The organism is Mucilaginibacter xinganensis (genome assembly GCF_002257585.1).
GTDB classification, from domain to species: domain Bacteria; phylum Bacteroidota; class Bacteroidia; order Sphingobacteriales; family Sphingobacteriaceae; genus Mucilaginibacter; species Mucilaginibacter xinganensis.
The window spans coordinates 3,414,176-3,434,207 of sequence record NZ_CP022743.1 but is presented as its reverse complement, the minus strand read 5'-3'; the positions used below and the strand labels follow the sequence as shown (position 1 = coordinate 3,434,207).

The 20,032-nt window shown below is 42.8% G+C and carries 18 protein-coding genes; 7 read left to right on the top strand and 11 right to left on the bottom strand.

Annotation, left to right across the window (positions count from 1 at the left end; genetic code table 11):
- Window positions 1-6 precede the first annotated feature (6 nt).
- Window positions 7-2,817 (bottom strand): S9 family peptidase, encoded by a 2,811-nt coding sequence (locus MuYL_RS15070; RefSeq protein WP_094571355.1) that lies wholly within the window; start codon window positions 2,815-2,817, stop codon window positions 7-9.
- A gap of 154 nt (window positions 2,818-2,971) precedes the next feature.
- A complete protein-coding gene (locus tag MuYL_RS15065) occupies window positions 2,972-3,688 on the bottom strand; it encodes a DUF4397 domain-containing protein (protein WP_094571354.1) in 717 nt (238 codons plus the stop codon).
- Between the two features lie 228 nt (window positions 3,689-3,916).
- On the opposite strand from MuYL_RS15065, the gene MuYL_RS15060 reads away from it, so the two are divergent.
- A complete protein-coding gene (locus tag MuYL_RS15060) occupies window positions 3,917-4,462 on the top strand; it encodes a YciE/YciF ferroxidase family protein (RefSeq protein ID WP_094571353.1) in 546 nt (181 codons plus the stop codon).
- Window positions 4,463-4,536: 74 nt separating this feature from the next.
- Here the strand turns inward: MuYL_RS15060 and MuYL_RS15055 are convergent, their stop codons facing one another.
- From MuYL_RS15055 to MuYL_RS15045, 4 genes are all read right to left on the bottom strand, one after another.
- On the bottom strand, window positions 4,537-6,096 hold the full coding sequence (locus tag MuYL_RS15055) for a M20/M25/M40 family metallo-hydrolase (protein WP_245845568.1): 1,560 nt from the start codon (window positions 6,094-6,096) through the stop codon (window positions 4,537-4,539).
- A gap of 182 nt (window positions 6,097-6,278) precedes the next feature.
- Entirely contained in the window at window positions 6,279-6,887 is a 609-nt protein-coding gene (locus MuYL_RS15050) for a DUF2238 domain-containing protein (protein ID WP_094571352.1), read from the bottom strand.
- A gap of 22 nt (window positions 6,888-6,909) precedes the next feature.
- Complete coding sequence (locus MuYL_RS23255) at window positions 6,910-7,107, bottom strand: hypothetical protein (RefSeq protein ID WP_157740860.1); 198 nt, start codon at window positions 7,105-7,107, stop codon at window positions 6,910-6,912.
- Window positions 7,108-7,200: 93 nt separating this feature from the next.
- Complete coding sequence (locus tag MuYL_RS15045; protein WP_094571351.1) at window positions 7,201-7,596, bottom strand: hypothetical protein; 396 nt, start codon at window positions 7,594-7,596, stop codon at window positions 7,201-7,203.
- 127 nt (window positions 7,597-7,723) lie between these two features.
- Here MuYL_RS15045 and MuYL_RS15040 point away from each other — a divergent pair, with 127 nt between their 5' ends.
- Together MuYL_RS15040 and MuYL_RS15035 are read left to right on the top strand one after the other, a co-directional pair.
- Window positions 7,724-9,439, top strand: a complete 1,716-nt coding sequence (locus tag MuYL_RS15040; RefSeq protein ID WP_094571350.1) for an IlvD/Edd family dehydratase — start codon at window positions 7,724-7,726, stop codon at window positions 9,437-9,439.
- Between the two features lie 24 nt (window positions 9,440-9,463).
- Window positions 9,464-10,231 (top strand): SDR family NAD(P)-dependent oxidoreductase, encoded by a 768-nt coding sequence (locus MuYL_RS15035; RefSeq protein WP_094571349.1) that lies wholly within the window; start codon window positions 9,464-9,466, stop codon window positions 10,229-10,231.
- Window positions 10,232-10,281: 50 nt separating this feature from the next.
- Here the strand turns inward: MuYL_RS15035 and MuYL_RS15030 are convergent, their stop codons facing one another.
- The 4 genes from MuYL_RS15030 to MuYL_RS15015 form a co-directional block, all read right to left on the bottom strand.
- Window positions 10,282-11,139 carry a sigma-70 family RNA polymerase sigma factor gene (locus MuYL_RS15030; RefSeq protein WP_094571348.1) on the bottom strand — a complete coding sequence of 286 codons (858 nt, stop codon included), beginning with the start codon at window positions 11,137-11,139 and terminating at the stop codon, window positions 10,282-10,284.
- 154 nt (window positions 11,140-11,293) lie between these two features.
- Entirely contained in the window at window positions 11,294-11,485 is a 192-nt protein-coding gene (locus MuYL_RS15025) for a cold-shock protein (RefSeq protein WP_094571347.1), read from the bottom strand.
- Between the two features lie 127 nt (window positions 11,486-11,612).
- Entirely contained in the window at window positions 11,613-12,320 is a 708-nt protein-coding gene (locus MuYL_RS15020) for a DUF92 domain-containing protein (protein ID WP_094571346.1), read from the bottom strand.
- 72 nt (window positions 12,321-12,392) lie between these two features.
- A complete protein-coding gene (locus MuYL_RS15015) occupies window positions 12,393-13,163 on the bottom strand; it encodes an SDR family oxidoreductase (RefSeq protein WP_094571345.1) in 771 nt (256 codons plus the stop codon).
- Between the two features lie 191 nt (window positions 13,164-13,354).
- On the opposite strand from MuYL_RS15015, the gene MuYL_RS15010 reads away from it, so the two are divergent.
- From MuYL_RS15010 to MuYL_RS15000, 3 genes are all read left to right on the top strand, one after another.
- Window positions 13,355-13,762 (top strand): Dabb family protein, encoded by a 408-nt coding sequence (locus tag MuYL_RS15010; RefSeq protein ID WP_094571344.1) that lies wholly within the window; start codon window positions 13,355-13,357, stop codon window positions 13,760-13,762.
- Window positions 13,763-13,776: 14 nt separating this feature from the next.
- Window positions 13,777-15,318 carry an MFS transporter gene (locus MuYL_RS15005; RefSeq protein ID WP_094571343.1) on the top strand — a complete coding sequence of 514 codons (1,542 nt, stop codon included), beginning with the start codon at window positions 13,777-13,779 and terminating at the stop codon, window positions 15,316-15,318.
- Window positions 15,319-15,429: 111 nt separating this feature from the next.
- Window positions 15,430-17,883 carry an outer membrane beta-barrel family protein gene (locus MuYL_RS15000; protein ID WP_157740858.1) on the top strand — a complete coding sequence of 818 codons (2,454 nt, stop codon included), beginning with the start codon at window positions 15,430-15,432 and terminating at the stop codon, window positions 17,881-17,883.
- Between the two features lie 21 nt (window positions 17,884-17,904).
- Here MuYL_RS15000 and MuYL_RS14995 read toward each other — a convergent pair whose 3' ends face one another.
- Window positions 17,905-19,107: a sensor histidine kinase gene (locus tag MuYL_RS14995; RefSeq protein ID WP_094571341.1), complete on the bottom strand. Its 1,203-nt coding sequence runs from the start codon at window positions 19,105-19,107 to the stop codon at window positions 17,905-17,907.
- A 168-nt stretch (window positions 19,108-19,275) separates the two neighbouring features.
- On the opposite strand from MuYL_RS14995, the gene MuYL_RS14990 reads away from it, so the two are divergent.
- Window positions 19,276-20,031, top strand: a complete 756-nt coding sequence (locus MuYL_RS14990) for a DUF72 domain-containing protein (protein ID WP_094571340.1) — start codon at window positions 19,276-19,278, stop codon at window positions 20,029-20,031.
- Window position 20,032: the final 1 nt, after the last annotated feature.

Genomic DNA, 20,032 nt, shown 5'->3' with positions numbered 1-20,032 from the left:
AATCAACTACTTCTCCAGCTCAAAGCCCCAGTCTTTGCCTTTATCTACGGCTTGAACTCCTTTATCAAGCCAAACCGGCATTGCTGCGCCTTTTAAAAAGTGATCAAAAAATTGCTGCTCGCGGATGGAGATGTCCTTTCGGTTTTGTCTTTGCACCAGGTTGTGCGCTTCGCCATTATATTGCAGCAACCAAACCGGTTTGCCCAACCTGCGCAAAGCTGTAAACATTTCAATGCCCTGGTACCAGGGTACGGCTCCGTCGGCATCATTCGACATGATCATCACCGGAGTATTTACTTTCGGTAATTGAAATAAGGGAGAATTTTCGATATAAAGCTCAGGTTTTTCCCACAGGGTTGCGCCAATTCGGCTTTGTGTTTTCTCGTATTGAAACTGGCGGTTAACGCCGCTTTCCCAACGGATACCGCCATACGCTGAGGTCATATTTGCAACAGGAGCTCCTGCCCAGGCGGCTGCGTACATGTTTGTTTGCGTTATAAGGTAAGCTACCTGGTATCCGCCCCAGCTTTGGCCCTGTATGCCTATATGGGCACCATCAACCCAGGGCTTCTTCTTTAGTGCCTCAACACCCGAATTAACAAACTCAACTGCTGATGCCCCCGGGTGGCCGTTTTGATAACTTATATCGGGCGCAAATACCAAATAGCCATTACTTACAAAATAAGAAATTGGAAGCCTTGATGGTGTAGGAGCAGGGGGGATATAATTGTATAAACCGTCCGATAATTTTTCGTAAAAGTAGGCGATCATCGGGTATTTTTTTGTTGGGTCAAAATCTTCGGGCTTGTATAAAATGCCTTTTGAATGAAAGCCTTTTGGCGTTGTCCATTCCACCAGTTCAGCGGTGCCCCAATTATATTGTGCCTGTTGCGGATTGGTATTGCTCAGGCGAATCTCATTTTTAAGATCAGTTGATGTGTACAAATCAGGCGACTGCCGATAACTGTATTTGGTGTATATAAAATTGGTGGTGTTTTTGGCTTTTTGCAGATTGCTGTATCCATTAGGCGCTATTATTACCTTTTCAAGAGCAGAAAGATTGCCGGGCTCCTTCTTGTAATATCCCCATTGTTTATTTTCTTCATTTTGGGCAATTATCCAAAGCGTGGTTTTGGCCGGAATGAATTTTTGTTCTGAATTGGTGAGGTTGTATCTGAATATGATCCTGTTTTTTCGCCCGGTACCGCCAGTTAGGTTCACCGCCTCGCCGGTTGCGGGGGCAATGCTCCAAATATCATAACGGTCATAGATCAGTACATTTTTGTCGTGTTGTTCCCATGCAGAAATCCCGTAAGGCGATGGGTCATCAGGCACATCGTTATCCTCTTCGCCCATTTTTACCCCGGTCCTGGCAGTTAAATTTGTTTTTTTTCCTGTTGCTATTGAATAACTATGCCAGTTTTGATCTTTTGAGTCGAACCAAACTACATATTTTCCATCCGGCGAAATACTATATCGCCCCTTCAAACGGTCATTTATTCTTATCCTGCCGCCTGTGCGGATGTTTATCAGGTAAGCCTCCTGATCGGCGGCGCCTTGCCATTGGCTTTGTATGCGGGCGCCGGTATCTGTTAATCCTAACACAAAGCCGGCATCGGTGTTATCGGGAACCAGAATATCCCGCATATCCGGATCGCCCAGTTGGATCAGTTTTTTATCGCCCGTCGCCGGATGAATAACAGCAAGATAACTGCGCCTTAATTCGCGCTGCAGATTTTTCAGTTGCTGGGGTTGCAAATAATCGTCCTTGTAATTCCATATATCCAGCTTCGCCAACTCAAAATCAACCAGTGTAGTATCAATAGGTTTAGGAATGGGTGCGGTGCCAAAAAATAAGTTGCCGCCAGTCTTGCTAAAATAAACTCTTCCATCGCCGCTTACCGCCCATTTGTCGGGCATCCCTAACGAGTAGGGAGCTGCAATGGCTTCCGCACTATCCTTTAACGTATTGTAATAGTAAAGTTTAAATGGCTTTACAAGCGCTTTTTCAGGGTTTTTTTCAGCGGCAAAAGCAAGTTGCCTGCCGGCATCATCAAAAACCAGGCTCCGGTAGTTGCCACGCCCGTTACTTATCGTTTTCAGCGTATCCCTGTCGATGTCATAAACAAATAACCCTGATTTTATATTTTTTGATTTTTTTGGTGCTGTAACAGCAAACGCCAGCAGCTTACCATTTTTTGTGAGCTGGTATTCAGTTACATATTCAAATGAGTGCGTTTTTCCGGTAAGTAATTGTTTTACTGACAGTTCAGAACCTTCACGTACCGGCGGGGCGATAGTATTTGCAATCGCTTTTTTTGAAGTATCGGCGGCAGCGGGTTTCTTCACAGTATCAGCCGGCGAAAGGTAAGCTATTACAGATGCTTTCTCTGCTATTTTAAACGACCGGATAGCGGGGATTTTCTCAATGTTGTTTTTACCCAGCACAATTATCCCTAGTGTATCTTTCGGAAACTCAATTGGTTTTTTCTTTTTGATCTTTGCCTGCCGGATGTCTTTAAAAAATGGTTTTATCAGCATCACAGCATACCGCGAGTCGGAAGTAAAACGGGCGGTATCAGCCCGCGGAACATGAGTCCTGCTGCTGTTTTTGTTATCGGTAATAAACAGTTCCGCGTCGCCCTCCTGTGGTTTAATAACATATAATATCCACTTCCCGTTGTCGCTTATCCGTTCGTTGTCAATGCTCTGCCATTTGTCGTAAACGGAATGATCCAGCGGCTTTTTTTTGAGTTTTTGGGCTGAAACACTACTTGCAACTATTAAAATAAATACGGGGAGTAAACATTTCTTCATAGTAAATCATTAACTAATAAATATGCTAAAATTATCCCTGCTTTACTCATTGAAGCGAAAAAGTTACACTAGGCATTTGTTTTAAGATTAAAACAAAGAAACCCGCCTGTTTTTGGCGGTTTCTGATCGGGTAACGTAGAAATAGTATTTTTGACTAATAAGGGTGGGCATTGATAATTAAATCAGCAGTTAATTTGGTCGCATCTGTTGCAGCAGCAAGCCCGCGCAGATAAATGCTGTAAACAAAACCGCTACTAATATTAACATTGTTTAACGACGCCAAAACCGTAGTAGTGCCTGCTTTCCTGATCTCAAATGAATAGGTTTTGCCTGCAATCGGCTGAAAGGTTGAGAATCCTTTAAATCCTTTGTTGGTAACTAATACCGAACCATCCTTTACAGCCAGGTCAACTGCCGGGGCATCCGGGCTTAAATTTACAAAGCGCAAACCCGCATTTCCTGTTGTTGGCTGAGAAATGGTATCGGTTAGTAACAAAAGCTGCGGCGTGGCGGCTTTGTTAACCAGAAATAATGAATAAGCCACATTCTGTTTCAGTGTTGCCGTATCACTTATAACTGTGGTTGTAGTTCCCGATTTAGAGAACGTGAAGGTTCGTTTGCCAGTGTAAGCTCTGAAATAGTCGATGTTGCTTCCGAAGTTAAGTACATAAGCATTAATACGGGTTCCATTAATGGAGAAATCCAGGCCAGGCTGGTCAGGCGAAGCTTGGGTAACCGTTAGCAAGGCTACTGGCGGGGCAGGTGTATCTGAACTGTGATCTTTTAAACACGATGACAATACTACGGATAACATACATACCGCACTAATCTTTACCATTAAGCCTTTTTGAATGTTTTTAAAGTTTTTCATAATCTCTCTAGCGAATAATTTATAATAGGCATTACGTTCTGAAAATTAATAGCGCTACACACAATTAAAAAAAACGAAACTTAATTTCGGAAAATATGTAATTGGTTAATATGTTTTTGTTTTATTGTTGTTAATTATCTTATTTATAAATAAAATAATTTAATAGTTTAAACAATGTGAGAATGTTTGATGTTATCTAATCAAATATCTATTTAAAACTAAAGTAAAATGGCAACTAAAACATCCCGCACAAAACCTGCCGGCTTAACCGGCAAAATGACAGACTCTGAATTTCATAAATTCTTTGTTGACGAATTGAAAGATATTTACTGGGCCGAAAAACACCTGGTAAAAGCTTTACCAAAAATGCAAAAAGCCGCGACAGCGAAAGAGCTTGCAGCTGCTTTTGAGAAGCACACCAATGAAACTCAAACCCATATTGAGACCCTTGAGCAAGTATTTTCCCTGCTTGATGAAAAGGCTGTAGCAAAAAAATGTGACGCTATGGAAGGCTTGCTAGCGGAAGCTGCCAGCATAATTGAAGATACCGACAAAGGAACCCATACCAGGGATGCAGGTTTAATACTTGCCGCCCAGAAAGTGGAACACTACGAGATAGCCACATACGGATCACTCAGAACCTTCGCTGAGACGATGGGCCACACAGAAGTTGCCCAATTATTGCAACAAACGCTCGAAAATGAAAAGGCAACCGATGTTGCGCTAACCGAGGCTGCTGAAAGCATGATTAATGAAGCTGCAGTTGCGGAGTAAATAAATTTAATTATTAAAAAGAAGCCGCATCATTATTAATAATGGTGCGGCTTTCTTTATAATGCTGTTTGATATTACAATCCGTCAAATACAAAGGTTTCTTTCTCCAATGGTTTTCGTGGCATCATATCAGTTCTCACGCTTGTTTGGTAAACGAATGAAGCTACTATTATGGCCGCTTGTTTTAAATCTTCAATCTGAAGGTGGTCATAATTGTCCTGATTGCTGTGGTGAGTACGGGTTTCATAATCAATAGGGTCTTGGATAAACTGGAAACCCGGGATGCCTGCCCAATCAAAAGAGAGGTGATCTGTTGAGCCTGTATTGCTCATGGTTACCGTGTTTGCTCCCAAATCGTTAAAAGGTTTAAACCACTGCTCAAATATCGGCTTAATGGCAGTGTTGCCCTGCGCGTAAATTCCCCTGATCTTTCCTGTTCCGTTATCCAGATTAAAATAAGCTGAAACTTTGGCGGCCTCGGGTTTTAACACAAGGTCGGTTCCGCGGAAATGGTTTTTCGCATATCCGTATGAACCTAATAGTCCCTGCTCTTCGCCGCCCCATAGGGCAATACGGATAGTACGTTTTGGTTTTAGGCCCAATGAATCAAGCAAGCGCACCGCTTCCAGCATCACTATGCAGCCAGCACCGTTATCTGTTGCCCCGGTTGATGAAGCCCAGGCATCCATGTGACCGCCCAGCATCACCAGCTGCGATTTTAGCTTAGGATCAGTTCCCGGGATTTCGCCTACAACATTGTAACCTTTAATATCAGCGTCATTGAATTTTGCTTTAACATTTAAGTCAAGTTCAACTTTATGTCCCGATTCAATTAACCGTTTCATCCGCTGCCCGTCTTCTGACGCGATAGATACCTTAACCGTGCTCTCAGCATTGTTGGTTTTATAGCCGGAAAAACCCTGTACAAAGGTGGTCCCGTTAATGTTTTCTCCACCTGCGGTTATTACAGCAAGCGCGCCTGAGTTTTGAAGAATATCTGCAACGCGGCTGATTGTTTTAAAGTAGCCAAGGTAACCTTCCATAACTTTTCTCGAAAGCATGTAAGTATCTTTCATATTAGCCAGTTCCTCGTCTGTAAGGCGTGTTGCTGATGGTTTAAAATCAACATCGTATGACGGCGACTTACCTGCAATCAAAATAAATTTACCTTTATAATCACCTATATGTTTAAGCAAATAGGCAGTGTCCATTGCACTTGCGGCTGGCAATAATGCCACTTCGCCATGAACCGGGCCCTTTGTGTTGCCGCTCCATGGTTCAGGATAGGCAATTAACGATTGCGAATACGGTGCTTTTAACGAAATGCTAAAATCTTCAATTTCCCATCCCTTGCCGAAATTTCCCCATGGTTCCATTGCGGTGTTCACCATTCCCCACTTTTTCATGGTTTCAACAGCCCACATTCCTGCCCGTTTGTAGCCGGGCGAGTTGGTGAGGCGAGGTCCGGCTACGTCGGTAATGTAATGTGCAATGGTTGGGATATGCGAGTTGCTCATCTCGGCTTTCCTTATTTTGGAAAATACGGCAGTATCAACAGGCTCCTGCTGTGCATACAGGCTTACGCTGCCCAGCATCAGCGCTGTGAAAATTGGTTTAAAGTAAAAGTGCTTCATTTTGTTTGATGATTTTGGTCAGTTAATTACAGATAAAACTATGATAATGCCTTTACAACTACAAGTTTATTTGTGCCGGCTAACTTTAGAATAAACCCTCGAAATAATGTTACGCTATCAATTAAAAATTTTCCGGTTCTTTTTTTAGCGGGTCGCTCAGTTTGTGGGCTGGCTTTTTGCATCTATCTGCTTGTCTGAAATGTATCAATGTTCCTGTCCTGCAGTTTTGAGAAAAATATCACCATGCAGATGGCACCTATAGTTGCAAAAAGCATATCAGATTGGGTATCCCATATGTCGCCTTGCGAACCTAAGAACGAGTCGCCGGAAGAACCTGAAACAACCGAAACAAACCATTCTAAAAATTCATAACACATGCTGATGCTCATACATACCACTACTGTTAAAAACGGGATCCATGTTTTCTTTTGAATAATCTGTTGGCGGATATAAACCTCCCTTACGATCATAGCCGGTGCAAAACCTTGAGCAAAATGGCCAAGTTTATCATAATTATTGCGGCTTTGATGAAAAAAATCTTTTATCCAATCGAATAGCGGCACCATTGCATAAGTATAGTGACCGCCAACGAATAATATGCAGCAATGGATCAGTATCATGCAGTAAGTTAAATAGGTAAATCTGAACTTCTTAAAAGTTATCAGTAAAATTATTAAACCGATTATAGCCGGGAAAACTTCCAGTATCCATGTAAAATAGTCGTGTGGCGATATCGCGGACGCAATTAGCCCGGCGAAAAATAATAAGATTAGTAAATAATACTTTTGCATGTACTAATATGTGCATTAAAAATTAGAACTTAACATCATCTGGTATTGTGTTGCCCGAAGTTGTGTTTTCCCTGGCTTCAGTTACTGATTCAGTATCTGCAAACAATTTCCTGTCTTTACTCAATATTGGCGCAACCCCAAACATACCGATACCTGCTACTGCAAGTGTCATAAATAGTACTAAAGCGCAAAGCCTTACTACCCTTTTTAGATATTTCATATCTGAATTAAAAAAAATAACCGATAATGCTGAATCTTCGTCAGCAAGCTTATAAATTGATTTTTACCGCGAATGCAGTTGAAAAGAAGGTTATTATGCCAACGGATGTTGGTCGCCAGTGTTTTGGTGTGTGATATTGTGAAAGCCGGGAAAATAAGTTTGCGCTGCAATGGTGTTGGCGCTGTTATTAAGATGGATTAATTGAACCTTAACCTTACAGGTGTGCAGATTGATTAAAGCCTTCGGAAATGTAATAAGGAAATTAAAAGCATGAACACCTTTTTGATTTAGCCTTACCGCCCTGTTATAACTTATGCTTTGGGCAACCATTTTTGGATGGCTTTGCAGCAGGGTGGTTGCTATGCCGGCCGTTTTTACCGGAGATTGAATAGCCAGACCCGAAGAAATAAAAAAACTCAGCATCAGAAGGATTGCAAACAGCCATTTTGGGCCTGAGCGTTGAATCTTATCGCTGTGAAATCTTATCATTCCGGTAAAGATACATACAATTAGTTTTATAAATCTATTTCAATCAGACGATGCCACCTGTCTCTGATGGCTTTGAAGTGAATGTAAAAAAACTAACTTTGAGATTCATAAACCTCAATTATAAACAATGGCCGGAAAAAAACTGAGAAGTGCCGAATGGTTTGGCAGAACAGGCAAGGATGGTTTTATCTATCGTTCGTGGATGAAAAATCAGGGTATTCCCGCTCATGAGTTTAAAGGTAAGCCTGTGATCGGAATCTGTAATACGTGGTCAGAACTTACGCCCTGCAATGCTCATTTCAGGGAACTGGCAGAATCAGTTAAGCACGGCGTTTATGAGGCTGGCGGGTTCCCGGTTGAGTTTCCGGTAATGTCATTAGGCGAAACACTTATTAAACCCACTGCCATGCTTTACCGTAACCTTGTAAGCATGGATGTGGAAGAATCCATCAGGGCCAATCCGTTGGATGGTGTTGTGCTGCTTTGCGGATGCGATAAAACTACACCGTCACTTATTATGGGGGCATGTAGCGTAAATATCCCAACCATCGTGGTATCAGGCGGGGCGATGCTTACGGGTAAATACCAGGGGCGGGATATAGGCACCTCTGATGTTTGGCGTTTTTCAGATGCTCAGCGTTCGGGCCGGATGTCGGAACAAGAAATGAATGTAGCCGAAGCCTGCATGTCGCGGAGCAGGGGACACTGTGCTGTGATGGGAACGGCTTCGACTATGGCCGTGATGACCGAAGCGCTGGGGCTCTCGTTACCCGAAAACGCCGCGATCCCGGCGGCAGATTCGCGTCGGAAAGTTTTGGCGCATCTTTCAGGGATGCGGATAGTAGATATGGTTAGAGATGATTTGAAATTATCTGATGTATTAACGTTGAAAGCTTTTGAAAATGCGATATTAACCAACGCGGCCATTGGCGGCTCAACTAATTTTATTATTCACCTGCTGGCTATAGCGGGGAGGATAGGTATAAACCTGACCATTGACGATTTTGACACCGCTGCAAAAGGGATTCCTTTGCTGGCAAACCTGCAGCCGTCTGGAAAATATTTTATGGAGGATCTTTATTACGCAGGTGGAATCCCGGCTGTAATGAAGGAACTGGATGCCTTTTTAAACCGGGAGACTATTACTGTTAGCGGGAAACCAATATCGGAGAATTATCAAAATAGCGAGTGCTTTAACCGGGAGGTGATAGCCACTGTAAATGAACCATTTAACCTGGCTGCAGGAATAACTGTTTTAAAAGGGAATTTATGTGCCTATGGCGCAGTTATAAAACCGTCGGCAGCAAACGCGATTTTAATGCAGCATACAGGCAAGGCGGTTGTGTTTGAAAATATTGAGGATTATAAAGCCAGAATTGATGATCCTTTGCTGGATGTAGATGCAGACAGTGTACTGGTACTTAAAAACGTTGGCCCAAAAGGGTACCCCGGTATGCCTGAGGTCGGCAATATGGCCATTCCTAAAAAACTGCTTGAAAAAGGCGTAACAGATCTGGTACGGATCTCCGACGGACGAATGAGCGGTACAGGCTTCGGTACTGTAGTTTTACACGTTTCGCCGGAAGCAGCTGTTGGCGGTACCATAGCTATTGTTCAGGATGGTGACCTCATAACCCTGGATGTCTTAAATAAAACGCTTCATGTTGAGCTCTCGGATGTTGAGATTGACGAAAGAAAAAAGCAGCTTGAACCCTTTAATGCGTTAACTAACCGGGGCTATACCTGGCTATACCAGCAAAACGTAGAGCAAGCACATTTAGGTGCCGATTTTGGTTTTTTAAAGGGTGCTAGCGGGAGCGGGGTTTTGAGAGATTCACATTGAGGCTGATTATAAACGCTAATAACGATGACAGATAAAAAATTCACCGGCCAGGTGGCGATAATAACCGGCGCAGGGCAGGGTATCGGTTTTGAGATTGCCCGGCAACTTGCGCTGGAAGGAGCCTCGGTTATTCTTAATGATATTCATGAAGCCTTAGCCATAAACGCATCAACAGAGATTCAAAAACAGGGTTGCATTTGCCATGCGGTTGCGGGGGATGTATCAAACGTTGAATTTATTCAGCATCTGGTTGATGAAGCAGTTGATAAATTCGGAAAGCTAACCATAATAATCGCCAATGCGGGGATCACCACTTTTGGTGAATTTTTAGATTATCAACCTGAATCATTAAAACAGGTAATGGATTTAAACCTGTACGGTACTTTCTTTTTAACACAAAAAGCAGCTATCCAAATAAAAAAACAGGGATTAGGCGGGAGCATGTTACTAATGTCGTCAGTAACCGGGCACCAGGCGCATAAGAACCTCGCGGCTTACGGAATGACAAAGGCCGGCCTGGAAATGCTTGCTAAAAGTTTAGTGGTAGAACTTTCGGAGTATAGTATTACGATTAACACCATTGCTCCGGGTGCTACTTTAACAGAAAGAACGCTTATGGACAGCGAATACCTTGCAACATGGTCGCGCATTACACCTTTGGGAAAGCCTGCAACAGTAGCGGATATTGCCAATGCAGCTTTGTTTTTTGTCTCGCCTGCTTCCAGGCATATCACAGGGCAAAGTTTGGTTGTAGATGGGGGGTGGACGGCGACAAGTCCGTCACCTTATTGAGAAAAATACATAGCGATGAGTTTTAGACCCATCGCTATGAAAAACTTTGTCTACAAATAAGACTGTAGTGCACCACTGCGAGAGGATTGTTTGATCCGTTGCAGGGCCTTATCTTTTATCTGGCGAACCCGTTCGCGGGTTAGGATAAATTTTTCGCCAATTTCTTCAAGTGTATGGGTATGATTGTTACCTAAGCCATAAAATAATACCAGTACTTCACGGTCTCTTTCTCCCAATTTTGACAGGGAACGGTTAAGTTCTGTAGCAAGCGAATCATGGATCAGCATACTATCGGTTGTCGGTTCGTTATTGTGCATAACGTCCAGCAAGGTACCCTCTTCCCCTTGTTGAAAAGGCGCATCAATTGATACCTGGCGACCTGAATTTCTTAGTGAATCAGCAATTTTTTCAACTGTTGTTTCAAGGCTTTCAGCCAGTTCTTCCGGTGTTGGGTCTCTTTCAAATTCCTGCTCCAGTTGTGACTGAATTTTTCTGATTTTACTTAATGTTCCGATCTGGTTTAATGGTAAACGTACAGAACGGGATTGATCAGAGATAGCGGAGATGATAGACTGCCTGATCCACCAAACGGCGTATGAAATAAATTTAAATCCTTTTGTTTCGTCAAAACGTTTGGCTGCTTTAATAAGGCCAAGGTTACCCTCGTTTATTAAGTCGCCCAGCGTAATGCCCTGGTTTTGATATTGTTTTGCAACAGATACCACAAAACGTAAATTAGCTTTTGTTAAACGCTCTAAAGCGGCCTGGTCACCATCCCTTATTTTTTGTGCAAGTATAACCTCTTCCTGTGCAGTTATCAGGTCAACTTTACCAATTTCTGTTAAATATTTATCGAGCGATTGGGTTTCGCGATTAGTTATGGACTGAGTTATCTTAAGTTGTCTCATTTAATAATAAGAGTTATGCCGTAAAGAATGGCATTCAATGGGTGATTTGATAAAAATCCTTTTCTAAGAAAAGAAGGAGAGCTGTAAACAGCTGAAGGAAATAAAAAGCATTTTCCCTATTAGGGAAAATGCTTCACGATCATTTATTATAGTTTTAAGCTATTTTTACTCTTACCGCGTTAGGGCCTTTCTTGCCTTCTTCAACCTCATACTGTACTGTGTCATTCTCGCGAATGCGGTCAATCAGTCCTGATGAATGAACAAAGACTTCTTTGCCTCCGTTACTTGGGGTGATGAATCCAAAACCCTTTTCTTCATTAAAAAATTTTACTGTTCCTTCTTGCATTATATTGATTTTTAAATAGCTACAAATGTAGCTTTAATTATTGATTAAACCCTCATATTTAAATGTTGTTTTATTTTAATTCCTTTTTTTTGCTAAAAGTGCGTTAATTGGTAAATAAAGGCTTGTTTTATAGGTAAAACAACAACAGGCATACCGCCGCTCCGATACAGGTATTCAAAAAATTTACAAGATTATTACCAATTAAATGCGCGCTTTCCAGCGTAGCGCCCAGGATGGAGTCAAAAATATTCCCAAAAGTTCCGGCAATTACAATCCATAACAGCTCATTATTCCAATCATGACCAATGGAATAAACGGATGCAATTATAAGTGATCCAACAACCCCTGTAAGTGTTCCTTCGATACTGATCACGCCATCTAACCCGCGCTCCTCTTTTTTTAACGTTATTATGTTATAAAAATTTTTACCCAGCACTGTACCGGCTTCCGACGATAAAGTGTCGGCAGTAGCTGCTGCCAAACTTCCGGCCATCATTAGTTGCATTAAATGTATCAAGGCCGGATTGTACCATGCAGCCGCACCTAATATTGCCGCAGCGCCACCATTGGCTATCACTTGTCCGGCAGTTCTCCGGCTGGTACTTTTATCTGCTGCACCAATTTCCTGTTTCTTTTTTAAGCCAAAACTTGTTGCAGTTGATCCTAAAATAAAAAATATGCCAAGTGAAATAAATCCATTGTAACCGCCTCCCTTAAAAACCAATAAGCCCATTATACTGCCCAACAAAGCGGCCCAAATAGTTAATTTACGTGTTACGATACTAAATAATACACCGGCAAACAGGAAGAAATAGATGAGGTAATTGTAAATCATACTTTAAATGATAAGTAATTTATCACGTCCTAAAGTATGAAATTCTTAGGGTATGAAACCACCAACTCACGGTTAAATGGCTAATGATCTTTCAGCGATTTTGCTCATCTGGTTAAAAATAAGTGAAGGTACCAAACGGCTTAGTAACGCCAGCAAAGAAGCTATCCCCGGGAAAATTTGAAATTGATCCTTTTTTAATCCTTTTATGGCGGCATTAACCAGCGTACCGGCATCCATTAACATTTTAGGATCTACATCGCCCGCAAACTTATCATTTAAGGGCGTTTTTGCTCCGGGCGCAACTAACTCAAACACTTTAATCCCATCCTTTTTTAACTGAACCCGTAACGACCTTGTGTATGACTGCAAACCTGATTTTGTTGCCCCGTAAATTGGTGCCAGTGGAAAAGGAACAAACGCTATCCCTGATGTTACATTCATAATGGCGGCGTTGCTTTTTGTTTGCAAATGCGGTAAAAACTGTTGCACCATTCTAACAGGTCCCGATAGATTTATTTCAATTTCGCGGGTGATGTTATTTAAGTCGAGCGATCTGTCGTGCAGGTCGAGCCTTCTCATCTCGCCTGCGTTGTTAATGAGGATGTTAAGCTCAGGGAATTGGTTAACTACCCGGTTGTATAAATTTATAATTGCATCGGGGTCGCTTACATCGCTTTTAAAGGTGTGGATTTGCGGCAGTTTCAGTTTGGTTTCATCAAGCTTAGCCTGATTGCGGCCCGTAATAATTACGGTATTACCAAGATCAATTAATTGGGTGGCAAATTCAAGGCCAAGGCCGCTTGTTCCGCCTGTTATTAAGATTGTATTATTGTTAAGTTTCATCTTTGTTTAAATTTTAACAAATATCAGTAGCTGAGTGGTTTACAGGTTGCAAACATCAATCCATTGTTTGCGAAATTCAAACCTGGCTTACTGATAGTTGAAGTTTATAAGATTCGTTAAGGTTTTTACAATGAAAAATCTGCCATCACAAATCGAATATTTCTTTAACTTAACACTTTATTACAGCAATTATGAAACCAACAAGCAGGCGAAAATTCATAGTAACTTCCGCAGCCCTTGCAGCAGGCACAGCAGCATCAGCACTTCCGTTAAAAGGATCCGGTAACAAGTACCCGGTTATCCATCACGTTTTTTTTTGGCTCAAAAACCCTGCCTCAATTGAGGATAGGGACAAGTTGGTTGCCGGGGTAAAAACACTGTCAAAAATTGAAACCGTGCGCGAATTGCGGGTTGGCGTTGTGGCTTCTACAGAGAAACGTGATGTGGTTGATAACAGCTGGGCGGTGTCTGAACTGATGTTTTTCAGCGACCTTGCCGGGCAGGCTACTTATCAAACCCACCCGGTACACCTGGAGTTCATAAAAAATTGCAGTCACCTTTGGGAAAAGGTTATTGTTTATGATGCGGTTGACGCTTAGTTAAAAATAAAGACATGACTACCGTTGCGTTAAAAAGTCCTGCCGGTAAATGGATCATGGTTTCGGCCATTATGGCTTCTGCCATGGCATTTATTGATGGTACTGCACTTAACGTGGTATTACCTGCTTTACAGAAGAGCCTGCAAGCCAGTGGCGCCGATCTGTTTTGGATCCTGAACGCTTACCTGCTGATGCTGGCCGCATTAATGCTCATCGGGGGGGCGCTCGGCGACAAACTTGGCCGTAAACGGATTTTTATGGCAGGTATTTTTATCTTTATCTGTGGTTCCGCCCTTTGCGGACTCTCGCCGGGTGTCACTTACCTGGTTGTTTTTCGGATAATACAGGGGATAGGCGGTGCACTGATGATCCCCGGCAGCCTATCGCTCATCTCATCATCCATCAATGTAAAGGAAAGGGGGAAGGCCATTGGTACATGGTCGGCGTTTACCACTTTGGTAACCATGGGTGGGCCCGTTTTGGGTGGCGCTTTGGCTGATGCAGGTTTATGGCGATATATCTTTTTTATTAATGTGCCTATTGGCCTGGCCGCATTGGTAATGTTATGGTTTAAAGTGAATGAAACTAAAGACGACGACAGCGGCCAGACGCTCGACTTCCCGGGAGCAATTACCATCGCGCTTGGTTTGGCATTGGTAACCTTCGGTTTTCTGCGTATCCCGGCGGTTGGTTTGTACAACTGGCAGGTTTTCCTTTCACTAGCTGCCGGGGTTTTACTGCTGATTGCTTTCCTTATTATTGAGAGAAAATGCAGCTATCCTATGATGCCGATGAAGTTGTTCGCCAGTGCTACCTTTAGCGGATCGAACCTGCTTACGTTTTTCCTATATGCCGGGCTAGGAGCAGGGATGTTGTTTATGTCGCTCAATATGGTGCAGGTGCAGGGGTATAGCCAGCTACAAAGCGGGTTGACTTTTTTGCCGTTTACGCTAATGATGATAGGCCTTGCTCGTTTTGCCGGGAGTATTGCTGATAAGTTTGGCCCGAGGTTGTTGCTTATTTGTGGGCCCGCAGCAGCGGGGGTGGGGTTACTAATGCTGTCGTTTATTAAACAAACCAATGGCGCGGCTGACTATTGGACAACTTTTTTTCCCGGAATTATTGTGCTCGGCCTTGGTATGTCATTTACCGTGGCACCTTTAACAGCTGCCGTAATGGGCGCGGTTAGTGATCATTTTTCGGGAACGGCATCGGGCGTGAATAATGCAGTTTCGCGGATAGCCGGCGTTTTTGCTAATGCGATATTTGGTGCTTTAGCTGTATTGTTTTTTTTCGGCGCTTTGCAAACACAGCTTAAGGGCGTAAAGTTTAGCCCGCATGACAAACAAATGGTTACTGCACAGGCTGCAAATCTGGGCAATGCTAAAGTACCCGAAGGCATAAATACTGATAAAAAAACAATAGGAAAAGCTTACCGTGATAGTTTCATCAGTGCTTATGCTAAAATTATGCGTACCTCGGCCGGTCTTGCGTTTTTAGGGGCATTAATGGGATTTGTTTTTATCCACGGGGTGAAAAAGGCGGAGCATCAGTGAGGTTTTTTTCTGCTTTCCTTATGTGCAACTGTCGGATATAAGGAACTTTGTTCGTAACTAAATTTCATTTCAAGCGTCTTTCAGGTTAAGATTACAAAAAACGTATCAAATTTGCGCCACTCATACCATATTCATCATACTAAAAAAATTATACTGCTGACCGCATTATTGCTGATGTGTGCCATGGCTTTTTGTCAGCCTAAAACAGATAACGCCCTTGATTTTTCGCTGACTGTAGTTAACGAGAGGCTGCAGCCAGCAGATGGTGCCACCGTTAAACTGTTAAAGGACGATAAACCTGTAAAAGCTGTAGTTGCCAATATTAAAGGGATTGCCTTGTTTAAAAACGTTCAGCCGGGTGCTTACGCCTTTGTTATCACCTACACCGGTTATAAGTCACAATCCACTCATGTTTATACCTTACCAGGAAAAGTAAAATCTGATTCAATAAGATTACAGCAGGCAAGTACCTTATTGCAGCAGGTAAATATTACCTCGCATGCGCCTGCCGTTGAAATGAAGCAGGGCAGAACAGTATTAAATATTGATGCATCGGTTACCAACGCCGGTTCAACCGTGCTGGAGGTTCTGGAGAAATCGCCAGGGGTAACGGTTGACAGGAATGGCGGGATCTCCCTGCAGGGTAAAGCAGGCGTGCTGGTTACTATTGATGATAAGCCAACCTACCTGAGCGGTGCTGACCTTAATAATTTATTGAGTAGCATGAGCTCGTCGCAAGTGTCGCAAATTGAACTGATAGCCAACCCAACCGCTAAGTATGATGCAAGCGGAAACGCGGGTATCATCAACATAAAAACAAAAAAGAACCGGCAGAAAGGTTTTAACGGCTCGTTTACCACAGGGGCCGCACAAGGTGTTTATCCTAAAAGCGCTAACAGTCTGGTACTAAATTACCGCACAGGCAAGATCAATACCTTTTTTAACTATAATTTGAACTATGTACAATACCTTACTGACTTGTATGCACTGCGCAAATATTACGATGCAACAGGAGCAGTTGCCGCTATGCTGCGGCAGCCTTCTTTTTTTAAGGGAACTGTCACCAATCATAGCATTAAAACAGGTATAGATTATTATATAAGCCCAAACACCACTATTGGAATGGTGCTGAGCGGTACAGCTATCCACAGAAAGGGTGATAACACGGCTACTGCTACCTGGTTAGATCCGGCAGGCCTGGCAGATTCTGCAATTTTAACCGATAACAAGAATGATAATCACTTTAAGAACGGTGCCATTAATTTAAACTTAAGGCATAATATTTCTGCAACGCAGGATCTTGCTGTTGATTTTGACTACCTGCGTTATAACCTGCAGAGCGAACAGGATTTTGATAATAAGCTGCTTGCTCCTGGCGGGTACACAGAACTATCGCGCGGCAATATCCCTACAGGTATCAATATTGCATCTGGCAAGGCCGACTATACCCTGAAGATCGGCGAAACCGGCAGCGTTCAGGCGGGTGTAAGATCATCCTACAGTAAAACCGACAACTTAGCCGCATACCAAAATTTAACAGGAGGCCAATGGGTGGATGATAACAGCAAAAGTAACCATTTTTTATATAAAGAAAATATCAACGCCGTTTATTCATCCATCGAAAGAAAGTATAATAAGTTTACCATGCAAGGCGGATTGAGGTACGAGTACACCAGCTATAAAGCCAACCAATTGGGCAATGCTGTTCAGAAAGATTCTGCTTTTTTACGAAATTACGGCGAGTTCTTCCCCAGCGGTTATGTAAGCTACCAGGCTGACTCATCAAATAATTTTACCTTAACTGCCGGCCGGCGGATAGACCGGCCTGTATTTCAGAACCTTAACCCCTTTTATTTTATCATCAACAAATACACTTATCAAACCGGTAATCCTTACCTCTTACCCCAGTTTAGCTGGAATTTCGAGTTGAGCCATCAATATAAAAACCTGCTCACTACAACATTATCCTACACCAATATTCAAAACTATTTTTCGCAGCTGTTTTTAAACGATGCGGCAAAGGGTATCCTGTTGTACACGCAAGGCAACGTTGGGCATACATACAATATCGGTGCGTCTGAGGCGGTGTCTGTATCGCCGGTGAGCTGGTGGAGTGTTACAGCACAGGCAACGTTTAACCATAAGCAGCTGCGGGGTTTTAACGGCAATAACTACACCAGCCAGGTAAATCAGCTTAACCTGAGCGCCAATAACCAATTCACCATTTTTAAAGATTATACTGCTGAGATCTCCGGTTTTTATACAACCCGCGCGCGTAACGATGTGCAGGAGTTGCTGTACCCAACTGGTCAACTATCAGCAGGCATTGCAAGGCCCGTGCTTAAAAAGAAAGGTACGCTTAAATTAAGCATTCGGGATATCTTGTATACCAATGCCATGGAGGGTTTTACGTCGTTCCCTAATGCTACCGAGTATTTTAAAATAATGCGCGACAGCCGGGTTTTTACGCTTACGTTTACTTATCGCTTTGGTAAAACCTATAAAACTGCAAAACGATCAGGTGGGAGCGCAGCAGAAGAAATGGAACGGGTAGGAAATGGCTGACGTGCACCGTTAACGGCAAGCTTACTTCTTGATCGCAATAAAAAAGGTGGTTCCTTCGCCCGGTACGGATTTTACGTAAATGCTGCCGTTTAGCACGGTAAGCAGATCCTTAACGGTTGACAGGCCAATACCCGACCCTTTTTCATTGTACCGGTCTGTGATTTTGAGGGTGAAGTTATTGGCAAAGATTTTTTCGTGGTATTGTTCTGCTATGCCGATGCCATTGTCCTCCACTTCCATCCGGTAAAAATCATCATCCTGAATAAAACGGATGGTGATGACGCTTTCGGGTTTGTTAGTGTAACGTATGGCGTTACTTAACAAGTTGATCAGGATTTGCTCAAAAGCAATTACAGAAAAATAAAGCCTATGTTGTTCCGGCGGAAGTATAATCTCCACGTTCGGCGGCACCGTAAGCATAGTTTTAACTTTGTTAATAAGGCCGTTGAGTTCAAAATGTTGTTTTTTGGCCAGTAGCAACGAAGGTGATTTTGAATAAGCCAGCATTTCTTCCACCAGTGAAAGCAGGTTTTTTGTTGCGGCGATGTTCAGATCGGCAAGGTGTATGCAGCCTTTATCCTGGAGCTTTTCCTGCCGTATTTTTAGCGCCTGAGAGGTAAGCAGGATGCTGCTTAGCGGGTTCTTGATATCATGCGCAGCCATTGAAGCAAATTTCTGGATCAGCACGTTGGAGTTCAGAAGTTCCTGGTTAGCTTTTTCAAGGTGTAATACTTTTCTTTTCAGCTCTAACTTATCAACTACTTGTTTGCCCAATATTTTCAGTGCTTCACCTTGCTCATGGGTAAGATGCTTTATTTTTTGGTCAATCACACACAGGGTGCCTAATGCATAACCATCTTCGTTTACCAGCGGTACACCAGCATAAAAATTTATTTGGGTGGGCCCGGTTACCATAGGGTTTTCAGCAAAACGGGCATCAGCACGGGCTTCCGGTACTATCAAAATATCGTCATCAGCCGCAATTGTATGGGCGCAAAAAGAATGCTCTCTTAAGTTTTCGGTAACATCTGTACCAAAATGCGATTTAAACCACTGTCGTTTTTCGTCAATAAAAGTAATGAGCGCTATAGGTACCCCGCAAATGGCGGATGCAAGCGTTGTTAGCTGGTCAAAGTCCTTTTCCTCAGCGGTGTCAAAAATATGGTATGATTGTAGTGCAGCCAGCCTGTCGGTTTCGTTTTCAGGCATCGGGATTGTTAGCATTTTTTAATTTGAAAGATAATTTGGAAGTTACAAAGATAAATTAGTTTTTCAAAAGAATGTTAAGTTAAATATAAAGTATTGATTTTCAATTATCTTTCTTAAGATCGTGCACTGCAGTTTTTTTAAACTTTTTTGTAATCGCGGTCTGCTTTTTGAATGTAATTAATTATGCAAACAGGTAAAGGTGAGTTTTATGGCGGCACCAGCGGGCTGGTTATCCCTATTTCAAAGCGTGATTTTCAGCCCCCTTTTAACAACTGCTCACGCTTGCAGTATTATGCCGCGAACCTCAACAGTATTGAGATCAACAGTTCGTTTTATAAATTGCCTATGCCTTCCACTGTATCTAAATGGGCGGATAGCGTCCCGGAAAACTTTAAGTTTACTTTTAAGCTGTGGCGAAATATTACACATAATAAACAACTGGCTTTTAATGCCAAAGATGTTACCCGCTTCATGGATGTAATTAGCCGTGGGGTGAGCAAAAAAGGCTGCATCCTGGTGCAATTCCCGCCAAAGGTAACCATAGCACAAACGGAACAGTTAACGCATTTGTTAAGCCTTTTAACACAGGCTAACAAAACACAGCAATGGCACGTAGCTGTGGAGTTCAGGCATCGGTCGTGGTATAATGATGAAGTTTATGAGCTGTTAAGCAGCTTTGATGCAGGAATGGTATTGCAGGACATGCCTGCATCACCCTCGCCGCAGGTTATTACTGCCGCTGGTTTTGTTTACCTCCGCTTTCACGGTCCGGAAGGTAACTATAAGGGAAGCTATGCCGATGAGCTGCTTTACGAATACGCGCAGTATGTAAGCGAATGGCAGGAGGAGGGCAGGGATGTGTACGTTTACTTTAACAATACCGCCGGCGATGCCTGGAATAACCTTTGTACACTGGCAGATTATGTAAGACAGCTGTAAA